Source organism: Azospirillum rugosum, assembly GCF_017876155.1.
GTDB lineage: Bacteria > Pseudomonadota > Alphaproteobacteria > Azospirillales > Azospirillaceae > Azospirillum > Azospirillum rugosum.
This window is the reverse complement of sequence record NZ_JAGINP010000009.1, coordinates 189,749-207,095: the sequence shown is the minus strand read 5'-3', so window position 1 is coordinate 207,095 and position 17,347 is coordinate 189,749. Positions and strand designations below refer to the sequence as shown.

The 17,347-nt window shown below is 68.1% G+C and carries 18 protein-coding genes; 6 read left to right on the top strand and 12 right to left on the bottom strand.

Features of this window, described 5'->3' with window-relative positions; genetic code table 11:
* Positions 1 to 8 precede the first annotated feature (8 nt).
* Positions 9 to 608, top strand: a complete 600-nt coding sequence (locus tag J2851_RS14540) for a DUF4337 domain-containing protein (protein WP_209767002.1) — start codon at positions 9 to 11, stop codon at positions 606 to 608.
* Between the two features lie 109 nt (positions 609 to 717).
* Here the strand turns inward: J2851_RS14540 and J2851_RS14535 are convergent, their stop codons facing one another.
* The 10 genes from J2851_RS14535 to J2851_RS14490 form a co-directional block, all read right to left on the bottom strand.
* A complete protein-coding gene (locus J2851_RS14535) occupies positions 718 to 1,770 on the bottom strand; it encodes a lipid A deacylase LpxR family protein (RefSeq protein ID WP_209767001.1) in 1,053 nt (350 codons plus the stop codon).
* 232 nt (positions 1,771 to 2,002) lie between these two features.
* On the bottom strand, positions 2,003 to 3,511 hold the full coding sequence (locus J2851_RS14530) for an AMP nucleosidase (protein ID WP_209767000.1): 1,509 nt from the start codon (positions 3,509 to 3,511) through the stop codon (positions 2,003 to 2,005).
* A gap of 50 nt (positions 3,512 to 3,561) precedes the next feature.
* Entirely contained in the window at positions 3,562 to 4,053 is a 492-nt protein-coding gene (locus J2851_RS14525) for a hypothetical protein (RefSeq protein WP_209766999.1), read from the bottom strand.
* Between the two features lie 153 nt (positions 4,054 to 4,206).
* On the bottom strand, positions 4,207 to 5,454 hold the full coding sequence (ftsY, locus tag J2851_RS14520) for a signal recognition particle-docking protein FtsY (protein ID WP_209766998.1): 1,248 nt from the start codon (positions 5,452 to 5,454) through the stop codon (positions 4,207 to 4,209).
* 27 nt (positions 5,455 to 5,481) lie between these two features.
* Positions 5,482 to 6,741, bottom strand: a complete 1,260-nt coding sequence (gene mtaB, locus J2851_RS14515) for a tRNA (N(6)-L-threonylcarbamoyladenosine(37)-C(2))-methylthiotransferase MtaB (RefSeq protein WP_209766997.1) — start codon at positions 6,739 to 6,741, stop codon at positions 5,482 to 5,484.
* Between the two features lie 11 nt (positions 6,742 to 6,752).
* Positions 6,753 to 7,601 carry a diaminopimelate epimerase gene (gene dapF, locus J2851_RS14510; protein WP_209766996.1) on the bottom strand — a complete coding sequence of 283 codons (849 nt, stop codon included), beginning with the start codon at positions 7,599 to 7,601 and terminating at the stop codon, positions 6,753 to 6,755.
* Positions 7,602 to 7,704: 103 nt separating this feature from the next.
* Positions 7,705 to 8,004: a hypothetical protein gene (locus tag J2851_RS14505; protein WP_209766995.1), complete on the bottom strand. Its 300-nt coding sequence runs from the start codon at positions 8,002 to 8,004 to the stop codon at positions 7,705 to 7,707.
* A 135-nt stretch (positions 8,005 to 8,139) separates the two neighbouring features.
* Positions 8,140 to 8,574 carry a GtrA family protein gene (locus J2851_RS14500; RefSeq protein WP_209766994.1) on the bottom strand — a complete coding sequence of 145 codons (435 nt, stop codon included), beginning with the start codon at positions 8,572 to 8,574 and terminating at the stop codon, positions 8,140 to 8,142.
* Positions 8,574 to 9,620 (bottom strand): glycosyltransferase family 2 protein, encoded by a 1,047-nt coding sequence (locus tag J2851_RS14495; RefSeq protein ID WP_209766993.1) that lies wholly within the window; start codon positions 9,618 to 9,620, stop codon positions 8,574 to 8,576. Before J2851_RS14495 ends, J2851_RS14500 begins: the two co-directional genes overlap by 1 nt.
* Before the next feature lie 55 nt (positions 9,621 to 9,675).
* Positions 9,676 to 11,424 (bottom strand): hypothetical protein, encoded by a 1,749-nt coding sequence (locus J2851_RS14490; RefSeq protein WP_246500654.1) that lies wholly within the window; start codon positions 11,422 to 11,424, stop codon positions 9,676 to 9,678.
* Between the two features lie 160 nt (positions 11,425 to 11,584).
* Between J2851_RS14490 and leuD the strand changes: the two genes are divergently transcribed.
* Positions 11,585 to 12,199 carry a 3-isopropylmalate dehydratase small subunit gene (gene leuD, locus J2851_RS14485; protein ID WP_209766992.1) on the top strand — a complete coding sequence of 205 codons (615 nt, stop codon included), beginning with the start codon at positions 11,585 to 11,587 and terminating at the stop codon, positions 12,197 to 12,199.
* 108 nt (positions 12,200 to 12,307) lie between these two features.
* Entirely contained in the window at positions 12,308 to 13,423 is a 1,116-nt protein-coding gene (gene leuB, locus J2851_RS14480) for a 3-isopropylmalate dehydrogenase (RefSeq protein WP_209766991.1), read from the top strand.
* Between the two features lie 106 nt (positions 13,424 to 13,529).
* Here the strand turns inward: leuB and J2851_RS14475 are convergent, their stop codons facing one another.
* Complete coding sequence (locus tag J2851_RS14475; RefSeq protein WP_209766990.1) at positions 13,530 to 13,823, bottom strand: con-10 family general stress protein; 294 nt, start codon at positions 13,821 to 13,823, stop codon at positions 13,530 to 13,532.
* A 316-nt stretch (positions 13,824 to 14,139) separates the two neighbouring features.
* On the opposite strand from J2851_RS14475, the gene J2851_RS14470 reads away from it, so the two are divergent.
* Positions 14,140 to 14,742: a YitT family protein gene (locus J2851_RS14470; protein WP_307419612.1), complete on the top strand. Its 603-nt coding sequence runs from the start codon at positions 14,140 to 14,142 to the stop codon at positions 14,740 to 14,742.
* Between the two features lie 21 nt (positions 14,743 to 14,763).
* Here the strand turns inward: J2851_RS14470 and J2851_RS14465 are convergent, their stop codons facing one another.
* On the bottom strand, positions 14,764 to 15,639 hold the full coding sequence (locus J2851_RS14465; protein WP_209766988.1) for an HpcH/HpaI aldolase/citrate lyase family protein: 876 nt from the start codon (positions 15,637 to 15,639) through the stop codon (positions 14,764 to 14,766).
* Positions 15,640 to 15,842: 203 nt separating this feature from the next.
* Between J2851_RS14465 and pdxY the strand changes: the two genes are divergently transcribed.
* Positions 15,843 to 16,703, top strand: a complete 861-nt coding sequence (pdxY, locus tag J2851_RS14460; RefSeq protein WP_209766987.1) for a pyridoxal kinase PdxY — start codon at positions 15,843 to 15,845, stop codon at positions 16,701 to 16,703.
* Between the two features lie 58 nt (positions 16,704 to 16,761).
* The gene (locus J2851_RS14455) at positions 16,762 to 17,340 is read left to right on the top strand and encodes an LOG family protein (protein WP_209766986.1); all 579 of its coding nucleotides are present in this window, start codon (positions 16,762 to 16,764) and stop codon (positions 17,338 to 17,340) included.
* The last annotated feature ends 7 nt before the right edge of the window (positions 17,341 to 17,347 follow it).

Here is a 17,347-nt window from a genome sequence, read left to right as displayed (position 1 = left end):
TCACACCCATGGAAGCGACCGAAGTCAAGGACATGATCGACGAGGCCGTGGAGCGCGAGCACGTGAAGGAGAAGGGCTCGAAGACCTCCACCGCCATCTACATCTCCGTCCTGGCCGCCGTCCTGTCGGTGGTCAGCGTGATGGGCTCCAACGCCAGCAAGGAGATGATGGCGAGCGCCATCGAGGCGTCGGACACCTTCGCCTACTACCAGGCCAAGACGCAGCGCCAGGTCAGCCTGCGCCTTGCCGCCGACCAGCTGGAGCTGCTGACCGACGGGATGCCGGACGCGATCCGCTCGAAGGCCGAGGCGAAGATCGCGGAATACCGCAAGAACGCCGACCGCGCCGACTCCCCGACGGAGGACAACAACCGCCAGTCCCTGATCGCCAAGGCGCGCGACGCCGAGCACCGGCGCGACCACGCCGCCGCGCAGGACCCCTATTTCGACTTCGCCGAGGCGCTGCTGCAGATCGCCATCGTGCTGGCCTCGGTCTTCGTGATCACCGACATGGCGCTCATCCTGCTCGCCAGCCGCATCCTGGGCGCCGTCGGCGTCCTGCTGGCGCTCGACGGCATCACCCAGTGGATCCCGCTGCCGTTTTTGTGAGGCGTGCATCCCGTAGGTCGGGTGGAGCGCAGCGCAACCCGACACACGTCGCCATGTCGGCAGTGTTGGGTTGCGCTGCGCTCCACCCAACCTACGACGCCACGAAACGTCAGAACTGGTAGGAGACGCGCAGGGAGCCGTAGTTGGTGTAGGACTTCTGCCCCTCGAACTCCGGCGACAGGAAGTTCTGGGCGTAGGTGACGCCGAAGCGGCCGTAGCGCAGGGACACGCCCAGCTGGAAGGCGGCGACCAGCGGATTCTTGTTCACCGACCGGCTGTCGCGGAAGGTGTTGCCGTCCAGGAAGATGTTGCGGGCGATGGCGCGCCCCTCCGCGCTGGCGTAGACGTACCAGGCGAACTCCGGCCGGCCGGCCCGCGCCTCCGTCGTGTCCTGGTAGGGGATGCTCATGGACGGGCGCATGATCAGCGCGCCGACCGGGGCCGGCATGTTGCCGCCCAGCCGCAGCGTCGCCCCTGCCCCGGCGAAGGTCAGCACATTACCGACGCTGCCCGCGACGTGCGGGCTGAGGTCCACCTCGAAGGGGCCGACGGTCCTCGGGCGCTCGTCGCGCCAGACATGCTCGTAGCTGAGGATGAGGCCGGGCTCGTTGTGCAGCTGGTAGCCCCAGCCCTCCGGCTTGCGGGCGCCCGGCACGATCTTGTGGACCGCCTTCTGCGTCTGCTCCGCCAGCGAGGCCGGCCCGACCACGCCGAGGTCCAGGTCGAAGCGGTCCACCTGCCGCGGCGCCTCCGCGATCACCGACAGACGGCCGTAGAGCCAGCCGGCGAAGGGCCGGTCGGTCGGGTCCGGGTTGCGCTTGGTGATGTCGCTCGGCGAGTACATGTTCTGGCCGATGGCGAAGCCGTAGCGCCGCACGCCGCCGGGCTCGATCCAGGGCACGAGGTTGGCCAGCCAGTCCAGGTTGCCATAGGTCGGCTTGTCGCCGGTGACGTAGTAGAACTGGAAGCCGTTGGTGTAGTAGCGGTCCGTCCCGCCGCCGAACAGGTCGTTGTCGATCCACGCGCCGATGCTGGGGCCGGAGCGCGGAGTCGTCCCCTCTTGGGAGGTCCCGTCCTGCGCGGTGGCCGGACCCGCCGCCGATCCCGCCGCCACACCCAGGGCAAGGACGCCCACCGCACGCCAAAGGCACCGCACGTTCATTCCCTCATTCGCTCCGCTCGTTGCGTCGCAACGCAACATGGAGCGTCGGCGCGGTTTTGCGCCTACCCGTTCGGGGGGAGGGAATGATCACTTACGAGCCAAGCGTCCAATTCATCCTTGGGGAGCGGATCGAAGAAGCTGTCGGTGACGGCGAATTCGCCCCGTGCGACGCCGGGTTGACGGTCGGGCGGAGGGGCGATGGCGGGCTCTTGGTCCGTCGTTTGGGGCTTGGTCACTGGAACGCGGCCTCCGCGAGGCTGCGCAGCTTGCGGGAATGCAGGGTCTCCATGCCGTGCTCGCGCAGCAGTTCCATGGCCAGCACGCCGATCTTCAGGTGCTGGTCGACCCGCTCGCGGTAGAAGCGGTCGGCCATGCCCGGCAGCTTCAGCTGGCCGTGCATCGGCTTGTCCGACACGCAGAGCAGCGTGCCGTAGGGAACGCGGAAGCGGAAGCCGTTGGCGGCGATGGTGGCGCTTTCCATGTCCAGCGCGATGGCGCGGCTCTGGCTGAAGCGCATCAGCGGCTCGCGGTGGTCGCGCAGCTCCCAGTTCCGGTTGTCGATGGTCGCCACGGTGCCGGTGCGCATGATGCTCTTCAGCGCGTAGCCGGACAGGCCGGTGACCCGCTCCACCGCCGTCTCCAGCGCGCGCTGCACCTCGGCCAGCGCCGGGACGGGCACCCAGGTCGGCAGGTCGGCGTCGAGCACGTGGTCGTCACGGACATAGCCGTGTGCCAGCACATAGTCGCCGAGCCGCTGCGAGCTGCGCAGCCCCGCGCAGTGGCCCAGCATGATCCAGGCGTGCGGGCGCAGCACGGCGATGTGGTCGGTGATGGTCTTGGCGTTGGACGGGCCGACGCCGATGTTGACCAGCGTGATGCCGTTCCCGTCCGGCCGGGTCAGGTGGTAGGCCGGCATCTGCGGCATGCGCGGCGGCTTGGACCCGTTCACCGGCACGTCGCCCAGGTTGCGGTTGTGGGTGACGATCTCGCCGGGTTCCACGAAGCGGTCGTACTGGCGGCGGTAGGTGGCGAGGTCCGGGTCGGCGGCGGGCTCCATGATCTCCCGCGCCATCCGGATGAACTCGTCCACGTAGAACTGGTAGTTCGTGAACAGGATGAAGTTCTGGAAGTCCTCCGGCGCCGTCGCCGTGTAGTGGCGCAGCCGGTGCAGCGAGAAGTCCACGCGCGGGCCGGTGAACAGCGCCAGCGGCTTCACCGCGTCCAGCGCCGCCTCGTAGGTGCCGTTGACGATGGTGTCGTCCATGCGGGCGAGGTCGGGCAGGTCGAACAGGTCGGGCAGGGTGGCCAGCCGCTCCGGCGTCAGGTCGCCCTCCACATGCATGCCGTTGGGGAAGGCGAAGTGGATGGGGATCGCCTCGTCGCTGACGCCGACCTCCAGCGGAACGCCGTGGTTGCGCAGCAACAGCGTGAACTGCTCCCGGTAATAGCGGTCGAACAGGTCCGGTCGGGTGAGCGTCGTGGAATAGGTGCCGGGCCCCTCGACGAAGCCGTAGGACAGCCGCGTGTCCACCGCCGCCGCCGACGCGGTGCTGAGCTTCACGTAAGGATAGCCGGCCTGGCAGCGCTTGTGGTCGTCCACGCCGCGCGTGAAGGCGGCGAAACGGTCGCGCAGGTAGGCGGTGTTGCGGCCGTAGATGCTCCGCACCGCGTCGAGCACGGCGTCGGGGCTGTCGAAAGTGCCGATGGGGCCGGATGGCAGGGGCGTGATCGGATCGGTCATGCCTTTACAATGGGGTCCGCCCCTGCCGGGCGGAAGGGGCGCGCAATCGGTCAGGGGTCTTTGGGAGGATTGTTACGCTCAAGCTCGCGCACCAGCGCTTTGAACGCCTTTGGTTGGCGTTTCATAATGGACTTAAGTTCCACCTTAAGCTCGTTCAATCGAATTTTTGCTTGTTCATTTTTAGTATTTTCAATCTCTTGCCATAGATCGCAAGCGATTTTCAAGACTTTTTCATCAGATGTGAGAGAGTTAAAATCTCCTTGAGCTGTTGATAGTCTCTCTTTTGCAATAACATTTATGGCATCCAGGATGGTGCCGATTTGCTTCCCATAGCTTGCTTCCTTAAGGACGGCTTTTTCAATGGATGGAGACGAGGAATTTGTTTCGTTTATATTGACAATCGTCCCCAGGTTCCAGTCGGGATTGATTGCCTGATCGAGATACTGAGGAGCCAACGCGAGTATTGGGAACCAACCACCCCGCCTTTTTGGGGTCCAGAAGCTCATCCAAAATTCGAACACCGGTGCATACGGGTTCGTCATGACGTCCTCCCTGAAGCCGCGCGCCGTTCATCCGCCTATGTCGCATGGACAGAGGCGGATGTATCGGATTTGCTATGGTCAGGACATTGCGCCATATGTCGCGCCTAGATTGCGCACGTCTGCGAGACATTCGCGTCGGATGAGTCGCGGCCGCTACGCGTCCAACCCCATGAGAGAGCGTGAGAACTGCTCGGCGTCGAAGGGGCGCAGGTCGTAGACGCCTTCGCCGACGCCGATGGCGTGGACCGGCAGCTTGAACTTCTCGGCCAGCGAGACCAGCACGCCGCCGCGGGCGGAGCCGTCCAGCTTGGTCAGGATCAGGCCGCTGACGTTGACCATGTCGCGGAAGACCTCGACCTGGCTGTGCGCGTTCTGGCCGGTGGTGGCGTCGAGAGTCAGCAGGGTGGTGTGCGGCGCCGTCTCGTCCAGCTTCTTGATGACGCGGACGATCTTGCGCAACTCCTCCATCAGGCCGGTCTTGTTCTGAAGGCGGCCGGCGGTGTCGATCAGCAGGACGTCCACGCCCTCGCGCCGCGCCTGCTCCAGCGCGTCGAAGGCCAGGCCGGCGGCGTCCGTGCCGGTGTCGCGGGCGACCACCGGGCAGCCGGTGCGCTCGCCCCAGATCTTCAACTGGCTGACCGCGGCGGCGCGGAAGGTGTCGCCGGCGGCCAGCATCACCGTCTTGCCTTCGGCGCGCAGCTGGCGGGCCAGCTTGCCGATGGTCGTCGTCTTGCCGGTGCCGTTGACGCCGACCACCAGGATCACGTGCGGTTTCAGCGCGGGGTTGATCTCCAGCGGCTTGGCAACCGGGCCGACGATCTTCGCCACCTCCGCGGCGAGCGTGGTCTTCACCTCCTCCGGCGAAACCTCCTTGCCGAAGCGGGTGCGGGCCAGCTCCGCCGTCACCTTGGCGGCCGTGGTCGGCCCCAGGTCGGCGGTGATCAGCAGCTCCTCCAGTTCCTCCAGCGCCTCGTCGTCGAGCTTGCGCTTGGTGAAGATGCCGGTGATGCCCTCCGTCAGCTTGGAGGAGGACTTGGACAGCCCCTCCTTCAGGCGGGCGAACCAGCCCTTCTTCGGCTTCTCCTCGTCGGCGGCGAGTGCGGCGACCGGTTCGGCAGCCGCGTCCTCCTCCGCGTCGGATTCGGCCTCGGCGGGAACGGTTTCCGGCTCGTCCTCGCGCTCCTCCGGCTTGCTCGGCGGGGCGAGGGGCGGGGGAGGGGGCGTCTCGACGGCCGGCGGCGGGGGCAACTCCGGTTCCGGCAGCGGTTCGGGTTCCGCAGGCTCGACGGCGGCCGGTTCTGGCGCCGGCTCGGGCGCGGGCGGTTGCTGGACGGCGGGCTGCTGCTCGTCCTTGCGGGCTTCTTCTTCGGGCTTCTTGCGGCCGAACCAACGCAGGATCATGGGAGGTCCACTGTCGTCAAAAGGGTGTCAAAGGAGCGTGCCGGTCAGCTTGCCGTCCCGCACGCCGGTCACCACCGCACGCTGGATGGAGCCGGCGGGCAGCGGCGTGCCCAGGCGGATTTCGGCGAAATGCTCCGTGCGGCCCAGGTCTTCCTTCTCGACCAGCACGGAGACCTCGTGGCCGACCAGGGCGGCCAGGGTGCGGGCCTCGGCTTCTGCGCCCGCCGCGCGCAGCCGGGCCGCGCGCTCCTTGCGGACGCCGCCGTCGACCTGCGGCATGCGGGCGGCCGGGGTGCCGGGGCGCGGGCTGTAGGGGAAGACGTGCAGCCAGGTCAGCCCGCACTCCTCGACCAGCCGCAGCGTGTTCTCGAACATCTCCTCGGTTTCCGTGGGGAAGCCGGCGATGAAGTCGGCGCCGAAGGCGATGTCGGGGCGAAGGCTGCGGACCTTCTCGCAGAATGCGATGGCGTCGGCGCGGCTGTGCCGGCGCTTCATGCGCTTCAGGATCATGTCGTCGCCGGCCTGGAGCGACAGGTGCAGGTGCGGCATCAGCCGCGGCTCGTTTTCGATCAGGCGCCAGAGGTCGTCGTCGATTTCGATGCAGTCGAGCGAGGACAGGCGCAGCCGCGGCAGGTCGGGCACCAGCGCCAGCAGGCGGCGCACCATCTGGCCCAGCGTCGGGGTCCCGGGCAGGTCCGGGCCGAAGCTGGTGATGTCCACGCCGGACAGCACCACCTCGTTGTAGCCGGCCTTGACCAGCGCCTGCACCTGCTCCACCACCGCGCCGATGGGGACGGAGCGCGAGGGGCCGCGCCCGTAGGGGATGATGCAGAAGGTGCAGCGGTGGTCGCAACCCTGCTGGACCTGGATGAAGGCGCGCGCGCGGTCCTCGAACCCGCCGACCAGATGGCTGGCGGTCTCCTTGACCGACATGATGTCGTTGACCAGCACCTTCTCGGCCGGCGGCAGGCCCCAGCTTTCAGGCTGGAGCTTCTCCTGGTTGCCCAGGACCTGGTCCACCTCCGGCATGGCGCCGTAGCGCTGCGGGTCGATCTGCGCGGCGCAGCCGGTCACCACGATGCGCGCGTCCGGCCGTTCCCGCCGCAGCTTGCGGATGGTCTGGCGTGCCTGCCGCTCGGCCTCCGAGGTCACCGCGCAGGTGTTGACGATGACGACGTCACCCAGCCCCGCGTTGCGGGCATGGGTGCGCATCACCTCGGATTCGTAGGTGTTCAGGCGGCAGCCGAAGGTGACGATCTCCGGCTCGTTCGACAGGGTCTCGCTCATGCTCACTCAGCCTAGCCGGCCGGCACCAGATCCGGCGACAGGCGCCCGGAGAAGCTCAGGGCGATCGGGCCGGTCATCAGGACGGTGCCGTCCTCCAGCCACTCGATGGTCAGGGTGCCGCCGTCCAGGATCACGTCGGCCTTGCGGCCGGTCAGGCCACGCCGGGCAGCGGCGACCGCCGTCGCGCAGGCGCCGCTGCCGCAGGCGCTGGTGATGCCGGCGCCGCGCTCCCACACCCGCATGCGGATTTGGGTGGGCGACAGCACCTGGGCGAACTCGACGTTGGTGCGTTCCGGGAAGGCCGGGTGATGCTCGAACACCGGGCCGACCTCCGCCAGGGGGACGGCGTTCACGTCGTCCACGAAGAAGACGGCGTGCGGGTTGCCCATGTTGACCGCGACCGGCCCATTGAAGCCGCCGTGCGCGACGTCGACGCGCAGCGTGTCGTCTGGCCCGGCCAGCGGGATCTGCGCCCAGTCCAGCCGCGCCGGGCCCATGTTCACGGTGACGCGGCCGCCATTGGGGCCGTTGTCGGCGCGGAAGGATTCCAGGATGCCCGCCCGGGTTTCGAAGGCGACGCGCTCCGCCCCCGATTCCTCCATAAGCAGCCAGCCGACGCAGCGGGACGCGTTGCCGCAGGCCGCGGCTTCCGACCCGTCGGCGTTGCGGATGCGCATGAAGGCCGCCGTGCCCGCCGTCTGCGCCGGTTCCAGCACGATGAACTGGTCGCAGCCCACCCCGGTCCGGCGATCGGAAATGGCACGCACCTCGGCCTCGGCCGGCGTGTAGGGCGTCTGGCGGGCGTCGATCACGACGAAATCGTTGCCGAGCCCATGCATCTTCAGGAATTCGCGCGTCATAGCCGCCGTTATATGGCGATGTGGCACGCGGAGTCCATGGCCGCTCCGGCGCGCGCGGCACAGAGTTGCAAAAAGCCGCGCGCCCCGTACCTCGGCCCACCCATCACCACGCCTTGGCGGGCTCCTCGGCCACGGCCGGGTTGCCGTCGGGGAGGACGATCTCCAGCGCGTCGATCACGTCGTGGAGGGTATCCTGGACATGCGCCCGCGGCGGCGTGCCGCCCGTGCGCTCCCAAGCCTCCACGTCCCATTGCTGGGCGCCGAGCGGAGCGTCCGGCAGGGTGAGGATCCGGTCGGCAACGATGGTGTCGTAGGGTTTCTTCGCTTGCGACAACGCGACCAGTACGGTGATCGACACGGCGATTCCGGCGATCCAGGCCCACAGCACGTCGCCATTCGTCATGGCGTCCTCCCCGGTCCCTGTTCGGGACCCAGCGGCATGGGGTATCGGTCCCGACGACTCTCGGACTTTTCTCGGCGGTGCACAATCCACCTTCGGACCATGCACCATCCGGCCAGGGGATGAGGGAGGAAGGCGTCAAGCCCCCTTGAAGACCAGATGCTTGGAGGCCGCGAAGTTCAGGAACATGCCGGCGACGGAGCCGGCGGCGACGGCCAGGAACGGGTGCGCCTGCACCACCGGCAGGGTGCTTTCCAGCCCGACCGACACGGCGTAGTTCACCACGCCGCCGACGGCGTTCGCCGCGACGAACTTGGCCCACTGGCGGTGCAGCGGATCGTCCCCGGCGCCGCGGAAGGTGAAGGCGCGGTTGAGGGCGAAGGTCGTGGAGGCGGCGGCCAGGAAGGCGGGGACGCGGGCGGCGAAGAATTCCAGCCCGGCGCCGAAGACCAGCGCGTAGACCACCGCCGTGTCGACCGCGAGGCCGATCACGCCGACGATGCCGAACTTGCCGAACTGGCAGGCGAGCCGGCCGAGCCGGCTGTCCAGCATGGCGTCGAGGACGCCGCTCATCAACGGGCCGCCAGGGGATTCGCGGCCGGACGGTGGGGATGCATGCCCGGCGCGGGAATGGACAGGTAGTGCATGCGCTTGGCCTCGCGGCGGCCGTGCGTCACCGTGTCCAGGATCAGGCCGCAGGTCAGGCTGAGGAAGGCGAGCAGCATCAGCCCCATGGACAGGACCGCCGTCGGCAGGCGCGGCACCAGCCCGGTGTGCAGGAAGGTGGTGACCACCGGCCAGGCGAGGGCCACCGCAACGGCGGCGAGCAGGGCGCCGAAGGCCCCGAAGAAGGGCAGGGGCCGCTCCTCCTTCACCAGGTTCACGATGGTGCGCAGGATGCGGACGCCGTCGCGGATGGTGTTCAGCTTGCTGTGCGAACCGGGCGGCCGGTCCTTGTAGGGCGTCTTGATCTCGGCGATGGGCATGCGCAGTTCCAGCGCGTGCACGGTCAGCTCCGTCTCCGTCTCGAAGCCGCTGGCCAGCGCCGGGAAGGACTTGATGAAGCGCCGCGAGAAGACCCGGTAGCCCGACAGCATGTCCTGGATGCGGTCGCCGAAGATGCCCGCGACCATGCCGGTCAGCAGCTTGTTGCCGAAGCGGTGGCCCGGCCGGTAAGCCTTGACGATGTCGGTGACGCGGGCGCCGTTGACCATGTCCAGCTGGTCCTCCCACAGCCGCTGCACCATCAGCGGGGCCGAGGGGGCGTGGTAGGTGTCGTCGCCGTCGACCAGCACGTAGACGTCCGCCTCGATGTCGGAGAACATGCGGCGCATGACGTTGCCCTTGCCCTGCAGGGGCTCGCGGCGGACCACCGCGCCGGCGGCCTTCGCCACCTCCACCGTTCGGTCGGACGAGTTGTTGTCGTACACGTAGATCGTGGCGTCGGGCAGGGCCGCCCGGAAGTCGCGCACGACCGAGGCGATCGCCGCCTCCTCGTTGTAGCAGGGGATCAGCACCGCCACGACGGGGGCCGACGACGGGTCCGGCGTCTGGACGGGGGCGGTGCCGGGCTCCGCGACGGGAAAGACGGCGGGGCGATCGATGGTGGAGACGGTCATGGGCTTGCGCTTCGGAACGGTGCGGATGACAGGATAAACACCACAAAACAGTCTTTTAATCCACCGGTACCCGCTCCACGGAGCACAGGTTCAGCGGTTCGCCGAGATTATTGGGGATAACCCGACAGGCGCCCTGGTCCACCCGCAAGCCCAGCAGCAGCGCCGCCTCGGCGGCGCCGGCCGTGTCGGGGATGGTGCTGAGCATCAGGAAACGCCCGTGGTGCGCCCCAACTTTGTCCTTGAGCAGCGCAAGGTAGCCGTTTCCGACCGAATCCGGCTGCAGGAAGTTGGACTGGATGCGCACGAACGGGATGCGCGGCGGGAAGGCCGGGATGACGTGGGAGATCGCCCAGTAGCCGCCCATCAGCACCATCGTGTGGTCCGGATCCTCGATGGGCGGCACCTCCGCCTCGACCCAGCGGTCGCTCCAGGCGACACGCCCCCAATCGGCCGGCCGCACCGTCGCCTGGACCAGCAGCAGCAGGACGGCGGCCACCACCACGGCGCCGCGGCGCGGCACCGGCAGCAGGCCGGCCGCCATGACGATGGCCAGCGGCGCCAGGATCTCCAGCGGCACGAGGTAGCGGTAGATGCAGAACATGACGACCCACAGCGCGTACATCACCGCCATGGCCGTCAGCAGGTAGCGGGTGGCGGCCCTATCGGCGAGGGTGGCCGGGCCGTGTTGCAGCCGGGATCCCTTGCCCAGCAGGGCCAGCGCCGCCGCCACCGGGACCAGAACGAACAGCACCAGGATCCGCAGGTCGAGGAAGGCAACCTCGCCCACCTTCAGCGGCGCAAAGGTGAAGAAGAAAGGAAAGAGGATCCGCTCCAGCGTGGAGGCCGGGAAGAAGCCGACGTTGACGTAGTCGGAGATGGCGGCGAAAGGGGACTTGAAGATGTGGTTCATGTGCGGGAACACCGGGTTCCCGTAGTCGTGCCACAGGTGCGCCATCCAGAAGCCGCCGAAGAGGGCGAGGCCGCCCAGAACGCCGACGCCGAAGAAGAAGGACAGCCACAGCCACCGCCAGGGGCGCGTCGGCAGAACCAGGAAGGCGAGGCACAGGCCGACCGCGTAGATCACGCTGGGATTCTTCAGCCCCATGGCCGCACCGGCCATCAGCCCGGCGGCACCCACCCGCAGGAAGGCGCCGCGCGCCCGCCCGCCGATCAGGCGCGGCAGGCCGCACAGCACCACGGCGAGCGCGCCCAGCACCCCCAGGCTGACCATGTTGTCGTGGAAGGTGGTGCCGAGCAGCCCCAGCGTCCCGCCGCCGAGCCCGCCCATGACCGCCAACCCCGCCGCGATGGCCACCCGCTGCCCCTCGGTGCCGATGCGCAGCGTGGCGCGGGCGATCAGGAACAGAAGCGACAGGTTCAGGCCCTGCAACGCGCTCCAGACGAACCCAGCGACCGGGGCCGGCAGGTGGTTGGCCAGCAGGAAGAAGGGGACGTCCAGCAGCGGGTTGTAGAAGCTGGGCATCTGCGCCGGCAGCATGTCCTGGCCGAGGCGGCCGGTCAGCAGGGCGTAGGCGTTGTACCAGTGGTAGTTCCGCAGGTCCCAGTTGGCGTCCATGCCCAGCGCCAGCCCCAGCAGGCCGTACAGCAGCGGGGCGAGCAGGAGGAACGCGGCGGAGGCCCGGCGCGCGCGGCGGCCGCTCGAAGGCGGGGCGAAAGGCGGGAGCGGCATGGAAGCGGGAGAGTCCTGGCGGTTGGTCGCCCCTTGGTAGGCGAGGGGCGCGCCGTCTTCAAGGCCGCGCTGCTGTGGCAAAGCTGTGCTGGGCGCCGTGGTGGAACCGGCCATGGGAAACTTCGTTGCGTCCAAGTGTGTTCCGGGATGCGGAATCGCGTTGCGCGCGCGGCGATTGCGGCAAGCTTCCTCTGGCAATGGCGGGACGGGTCTGCTATTCACCGGAACTCCGCATGCACACGCTTGCGCCTCTTTGCGCGACAGGATTCTGGCGATGGAAAAGTTTACGGTTCTCACCGGCGTTGCTGCGCCGCTGCCGATGATCAACGTCGACACCGACATGATCATTCCGAAGCAATTCCTGAAAACCATCAAGCGGACCGGGCTCGGCAAGCATCTCTTCGACGAGATGCGCTACACCCAGGACGGCCAGGAGATCGGGGACTTCGTCCTCAACAAGCCGGCCTACCGCAGCGCCAAGATCCTGGTGGCGGACGAGAATTTCGGCTGCGGCTCCTCGCGCGAGCATGCGCCGTGGGCGCTGGCGGATTTCGGCATCCGCTGCATCATCGCACCGAGCTTCGCGGACATCTTCTTCAACAACTGCTTCAAGAACGGCATCCTGCCGATCAAGCTGCCGAAGGAGCAGGTGGACCTGCTGCTCGACGACGCGTCGCGCGGGTCCAACGCCATCGTCTCGGTCGATCTTGATCGCCAAGAGATCACCGGTCCGGACGGCGGCAAGATCACGTTCGAGGTCGATCCGTTCCGCAAGCACTGCCTGCTGAACGGCCTGGACGACATCGGGCTGACGCTGCAGCAGGCCGCGGTCATCGACAGCTTCGAGGCCAAGCAGCGCGGCGGCGGCCAGCCCTGGCTGTGGGGCTGATCAAACCAACCGCGACCTGCGGGTCTAGCGCTTTGGGAAGGCTTCCCCTGCGCCGGGCCCGCCGTTAGACATTCTCGATGAAGTCTCCAGATGGGGAGTGCGTGCGCCATGCCCGCCAATAAGAAGCTTCTGTTTTTGCCAGGTGATGGAATCGGTCCCGAGGTGATGCGTCAGGTGCGCCGGGTCATCGACTGGCTCGACCGCAAGCGCAACATCACGTTCGACGTCACCGAGGGGCTGGTCGGCGGTGCGGCCATCGACGCCTACGGCGTGCCCCTGAAGGACGAGACGCTGGCCGACGCGCTGGCCGCGGACGCGGTGATGCTGGGCGCGGTCGGCGGCCCGAAGTGGGACAACCCGTCGGACTACACCAAGCGCCCGGAAGCCGGCCTGCTCTCGCTCCGCAAGGAGCTGGGGCTGTTCGCCAACCTGCGCCCGGCGGTCGTGTTCGACGCGCTGGTCGACGCCTCGACCCTGAAGCCGGAGGTCATCAAGGGCCTCGACATCATGATCGTGCGCGAGCTGACCGGCGGCGTCTATTTCGGTGAGCCGCGCGGCATCACCGACATCGGCAACGGCGAGCGCCGCGGCGTCAACACCCAGGTCTACACGACCAGCGAGATCCGCCGCGTCGCCCGCGTGGCCTTCGAGCTGGCGCGCAAGCGCAACAACAAGCTCCACTCGATGGAGAAGGCCAACGTGATGGAATCGGGCCTCCTGTGGCGCCAGGAAGTCACAAAGCTCCATCAGGAGGAGTTCTCCGACGTCACGCTGGAGCACATGTACGCCGACAACGGCGCCATGCAGCTGCTGAAGAACCCCAAGCAGTTCGACGTGATCGTCACCGACAACCTGTTCGGCGACATCCTGTCGGACGAGGCGGCGATGATGACCGGCTCGCTCGGCATGCTGCCGTCGGCGTCGCTGGGCGCGCCGGACGCCAACGGCCAGCGCAAGGCGCTGTACGAGCCGGTGCACGGCTCCGCCCCGGACATCGCCGGCCGCGACCTCGCCAACCCCTGCGCGACCCTGCTGTCCTTCGCGATGTGCCTGCGCTATTCGTTCAACATGGACGAGGAGGCGAAGCTGCTGGAGCGGTCGGTGCAGAACGTGCTGTCCGGCGGCATGCGCACGGCGGACATCATGGCGCCGGGCATGGCCCGCTGCTCCACGACCGTCATGGGCGACTCGATCCTGCGCGAGTTGGAGAAGATCGCGTCCTGATCGCCGCTCGCCTGAGAAGGCGATTTTGCAGAATCGCCTGATCGGGCGAGGACAAAAAGAAAAGCCCCTTTCCCGATGCGGGAGAGGGGCTTTTTCGTTTCGGCGGTCAGTCGCCCTCGCCGGGCCCGGCGGTGGCTCCGCGTCCGCCGTGACTCGCCTGTCCGCCTTTCCGGCCGGCTTCGGCCGCGAGCGACGGGTTGCGGGAGAAGCTGCGCGAGGATGCCGGTACGCTTCGTCCGCCCTTTCGGCCCGCCTCCGCGGCGAGTTCCGGATTCTTCGAGAAACTGCGCTTATCCGCCGGCACGCTTTCACCGCCCTTGCTGGCGATCTGACGTTGCCGGTCGCGATCCATCGACGCGAAGCCGCGGTTCGACGTGCGCCCGTTGTCCTTCGAGGCCATGTTTAACCTCCACCTCTGCCACGTGCTTGAAACCGGGCAAGCCGCAAGTTGGTTCCCGAACGAAAGGGCGCGAATCGTCGGGCATGGGGCAGCCGGAGGTGGCAGGCCGCGGCGGAGCCCTTCGCGCGGTGCGGGAAGTCGTTCGCTGTGCGGATTTTCCGTGTAAAGGCAAGGTTAGTTCGGGCGTTTGTGGCCTGATCTATGCAAAGCCTGAGCATCGGTGCTAATCAATGGCAATGAACATTGCCGGAGGGCTCGCGAAATGCTCAAAACCTCAGCGCTCGGGCTGTCGCTCAACTCCAAGGGAGCAACAAAAGTGACCGGAACTGCTTCGCACAGTGCGTTTGATAACGTGCAGGGGCAGGTTTTCGGGATCATTATGACCGCTTTCGGCATTTCGCTGCTGCACGCGGCAGGTTTGATCACCGGGCAGGCAGCCGGCCTGTCCTTCGTGATCTCCTACGCGACCGGGGCCGACTTCGGCCTGGTGTTCTTTCTGGTGAACCTGCCCTTCTACGCCCTGGCGGTGGCGCGCATCGGCTGGCGCTTCGCCGCCCGCTCGCTGGTCGCCGTCACCTCCATCTCGCTGCTGTCGGCGGTGTTCCCGCGGGTGATGAGCTACGACCTGTTGGAGCCGCACGTCGCCGCGGTGCTGGCCGGCTTTTGCGTCGGCATCGGCGTGATCGGGCTGTTCCGCCACGGGTCCAGCGGCGGCGGCGTGGGCATCCTCGCCTACTACATCCAGGAGAAGACCGGCTTCCGCGCCGGATGGATCCAGGCGATGTTCGACGTGGTGATCTTCGCGCTGGCCGTCTTCGTGATCGACGGCAAGGCGCTGCTCGCCTCCATGCTGGGGGCGGCGGTGCTGAACGCCTTCGTGTCCTTCAACCACCGGGCGGACTGGTACGTCGCCCGGTGATGGAAGGCGTGAAGGAGCGCCTTATCCCTCCAGCGCCAGGATCGCCGCGGCCATGGCGACCACGCGCTTGGCGTTCTCGACGTGCAGGTTCTCCACCAGCTTGCCGTCCACCAGCACGACGCCCTTGCCCTCCGCCGACGCGGCGGCGTGGGCGTCGATGATGCGGTGGGCGAAGGCGATCTCGTCCGGGTCGGGGGCGAAGGCCTCGTTGCAGGCGGCGATGGTCTTGGGGTGGATCAGGGTCTTGCCGTCGAAGCCCAACTCCCGCCCCTGGCGGCAGGAGGCGGCAAAGCCCTCGTCGTCGTTCAGGTCCAGATGCACGCCGTCGAGGATGGCAAGGCCGTAGGCCCGCGCCGCCAGCAGGCAGAGGCCGAGGCTGGTGATCATCGGCAGCCGGTCGCGCGTGTGGGCGGCGTGCAGGTCCTTGGCGAGGTCCGACGTGCCCATGACCAGCCCGCCGAGCTTCGGCGACGCGCCCGCGATCTCCTTCGCGTTCAGCATGCCGAGCGGCGTTTCCATCATGCACCAGATGGTCTGGCTGTCGGGCGAGCCGTTGGCGCGCAGCACCACCTCCGCCTGGCGGACCATGTCGGCGCTCTCCACCTTCGGCAACAGCACCGCGTCGGCCCCGCTGGAGGCCGCCATGACGAGGTCGTCATAGCCCCAGGGCGTGTTCAGCCCGTTGGTGCGCACCACCAACTCCCGCCCGCCGTAGCCGGCGGCGGCGATGGCCTGCTTGATCGTGGCGCGGGCGGTGCCCTTGGCGTCGGGGGCGACCGCGTCCTCCAGATCGAGGATCAGGCCGTCGGCGGGCAGGGTCCGCCCCTTCTCCAGGGCGCGGGCGTTCGATCCCGGCATGTAGAGCACGCTGCGGCGCGGGCGGGCGGTGGCGGCCATGGCGTTTCCCCTTCCTTGCTTTTTCGGCTTGGGATTTTCGGCTTGTTCGGAGCGGGCAGGATTAACCGCGCGAGGCCCGTCTGTCCATGCGGCGCTGCGCGTCCGGGAAAGGCTGCCCTGCGCGGAGTTCGCTGCATTGCGAACTGTGGGCGGTTTACCATTCGGCTTCCACCGCCCGGCCTCCACCGCTTAGGCTTTCCCGCATGAAGACCGTCATCTCCATTCAATCCCACGTCGCGTACGGCTATGTCGGCAACCGGGCCGCGGTTTTCCCGCTGCAACGGCTGGGCATCGACGCCATCGCGGTGAACACGGTGCAGTTCTCCAACCACACCGGCTACGGCGAGTGGACCGGGCAGGTCTTCTCGGCGGAGCACATCGCCGACGTGCTGGATGGCATCGCCGCCCGCGGCGTGCTGCCGAAGTGCCACGCGCTGCTGTCCGGCTACATGGGCGACGTGGGCCTGGGCCAGGTGATCGTGGAGACGGCGGCGCGGCTGAAGGCCGCCAACCCGCGCGCGGTCTACGCCTGCGATCCCGTCATGGGCGACGTCGGGCGCGGCTTCTTCGTGCGGCCCGGCCTGCCGGAGTTCATCAAGGAGCACGCGGTCCCCGCCGCCGACCTGCTGACCCCGAACCAGTTCGAGCTGGAGTATCTGGCCGACCGCAAGGTGGAAACGCTGGAGGACGCGCTGGCCGCCACCGCCGCCCTGCGCGCGCGCGGGCCGCGGCTGGTGCTGGTCACCAGCCTGACGCGCAGGGATGCCGCCCCCGACAGCATCGAGATGCTGGCCGACAACACCGACGGCGCCTGGCTGGTCTCCACGCCGCGCCTGCCGCTGGACCCGCCGCCCAACGGCTCCGGCGACGCGGTGGCCGCGCTGTTCCTCGCCCATTACCTGAAGAACTACGACCCCGCCCACGCGCTGGAGCAGGCGGCGGCGGCCATCTACGCGATCTTCCTGACCACCCGCCGGCTCGGCACGCGCGAGCTTGCGCTGGTCGCCGCGCAGGACGAGTTCGTCAACCCCACCCACCAGTTCCGCGTCACGCGCGTCCGGTGATATCGCGCGTTACGCGCGTCCGGTGACAGCGCGCACCGGGTTCAACAGGGAAAACAGAATGCGAATTTGTGTCTACGCCGGGTCCAACCCCGGCGCCAACCCGGCCTATGGCGACGCGGCGGAGCGGTTCGGCCGTCTGCTGGCGGAGCGCGGCATCGGCCTCGTCTACGGCGGCGGGCGCACCGGGCTCATGGGGCGGGTCGCCGACGGCGCGCTGGCGGCCGGCGGCACGGTGACCGGCATCATCCCGCAGTTCCTGATGGACAAGGAGGTCGGCCACCTGGGCCTGCAGGATCTGCGGGTCGTCGGTTCCATGCACGAGCGCAAGGCGCTGATGGCGGAGCTGGCCGACGGCTTCGTGGCGCTGCCCGGCGGCATCGGCACGCTGGAGGAGATCTTCGAGGTGTGGACCTGGGCGCAGCTCGGCCGCCACGACAAACCCTGCGGGCTGCTCAACGCCGCCGGCTTCTACGACGGGCTGGTGGGCTTCCTCGACCACGCGGCGGGGGAGCGCTTCATGCAGGCCAAGCACCGCGGCATGCTGATCGTCGAAGACAGCGCCGAGACCATGCTGGATGCCATCGCCGCCTACCGCCCGCCGGTCGTGGAGAAGTGGCTGGACAAGTCCCGGACCTGAGGAGGCT

Excerpts from the sequence above, each read along its gene's own strand:
- J2851_RS14535 (WP_209767001.1), bottom strand. The coding sequence starts at position 1,770 with ATGAACGTGCGGTGCCTTTGGCGTGCGGTGGGCGTCCTTGCCCTGGGT.
- leuB (WP_209766991.1), top strand. The coding sequence starts at position 12,308 with ATGCCCGCCAATAAGAAGCTTCTGTTTTTGCCAGGTGATGGAATCGGT.
- J2851_RS14465 (WP_209766988.1), bottom strand. The coding sequence starts at position 15,639 with ATGGCCGCCACCGCCCGCCCGCGCCGCAGCGTGCTCTACATGCCGGGA.
- pdxY (WP_209766987.1), top strand. The coding sequence starts at position 15,843 with ATGAAGACCGTCATCTCCATTCAATCCCACGTCGCGTACGGCTATGTC.
- leuD (WP_209766992.1), top strand. The coding sequence starts at position 11,585 with ATGGAAAAGTTTACGGTTCTCACCGGCGTTGCTGCGCCGCTGCCGATG.
- J2851_RS14490 (WP_246500654.1), bottom strand. The coding sequence starts at position 11,424 with ATGGCCGGTTCCACCACGGCGCCCAGCACAGCTTTGCCACAGCAGCGC.
- dapF (WP_209766996.1), bottom strand. The coding sequence starts at position 7,601 with ATGACGCGCGAATTCCTGAAGATGCATGGGCTCGGCAACGATTTCGTC.
- mtaB (WP_209766997.1), bottom strand. The coding sequence starts at position 6,741 with ATGAGCGAGACCCTGTCGAACGAGCCGGAGATCGTCACCTTCGGCTGC.
- J2851_RS14505 (WP_209766995.1), bottom strand. The coding sequence starts at position 8,004 with ATGACGAATGGCGACGTGCTGTGGGCCTGGATCGCCGGAATCGCCGTG.
- J2851_RS14495 (WP_209766993.1), bottom strand. The coding sequence starts at position 9,620 with ATGACCGTCTCCACCATCGATCGCCCCGCCGTCTTTCCCGTCGCGGAG.
- ftsY (WP_209766998.1), bottom strand. The coding sequence starts at position 5,454 with ATGATCCTGCGTTGGTTCGGCCGCAAGAAGCCCGAAGAAGAAGCCCGC.
- J2851_RS14530 (WP_209767000.1), bottom strand. The coding sequence starts at position 3,511 with ATGACCGATCCGATCACGCCCCTGCCATCCGGCCCCATCGGCACTTTC.
- J2851_RS14540 (WP_209767002.1), top strand. The coding sequence starts at position 9 with ATGGAAGCGACCGAAGTCAAGGACATGATCGACGAGGCCGTGGAGCGC.
- J2851_RS14525 (WP_209766999.1), bottom strand. The coding sequence starts at position 4,053 with ATGACGAACCCGTATGCACCGGTGTTCGAATTTTGGATGAGCTTCTGG.
- J2851_RS14500 (WP_209766994.1), bottom strand. The coding sequence starts at position 8,574 with ATGAGCGGCGTCCTCGACGCCATGCTGGACAGCCGGCTCGGCCGGCTC.
- J2851_RS14475 (WP_209766990.1), bottom strand. The coding sequence starts at position 13,823 with ATGGCCTCGAAGGACAACGGGCGCACGTCGAACCGCGGCTTCGCGTCG.
- J2851_RS14455 (WP_209766986.1), top strand. The coding sequence starts at position 16,762 with ATGCGAATTTGTGTCTACGCCGGGTCCAACCCCGGCGCCAACCCGGCC.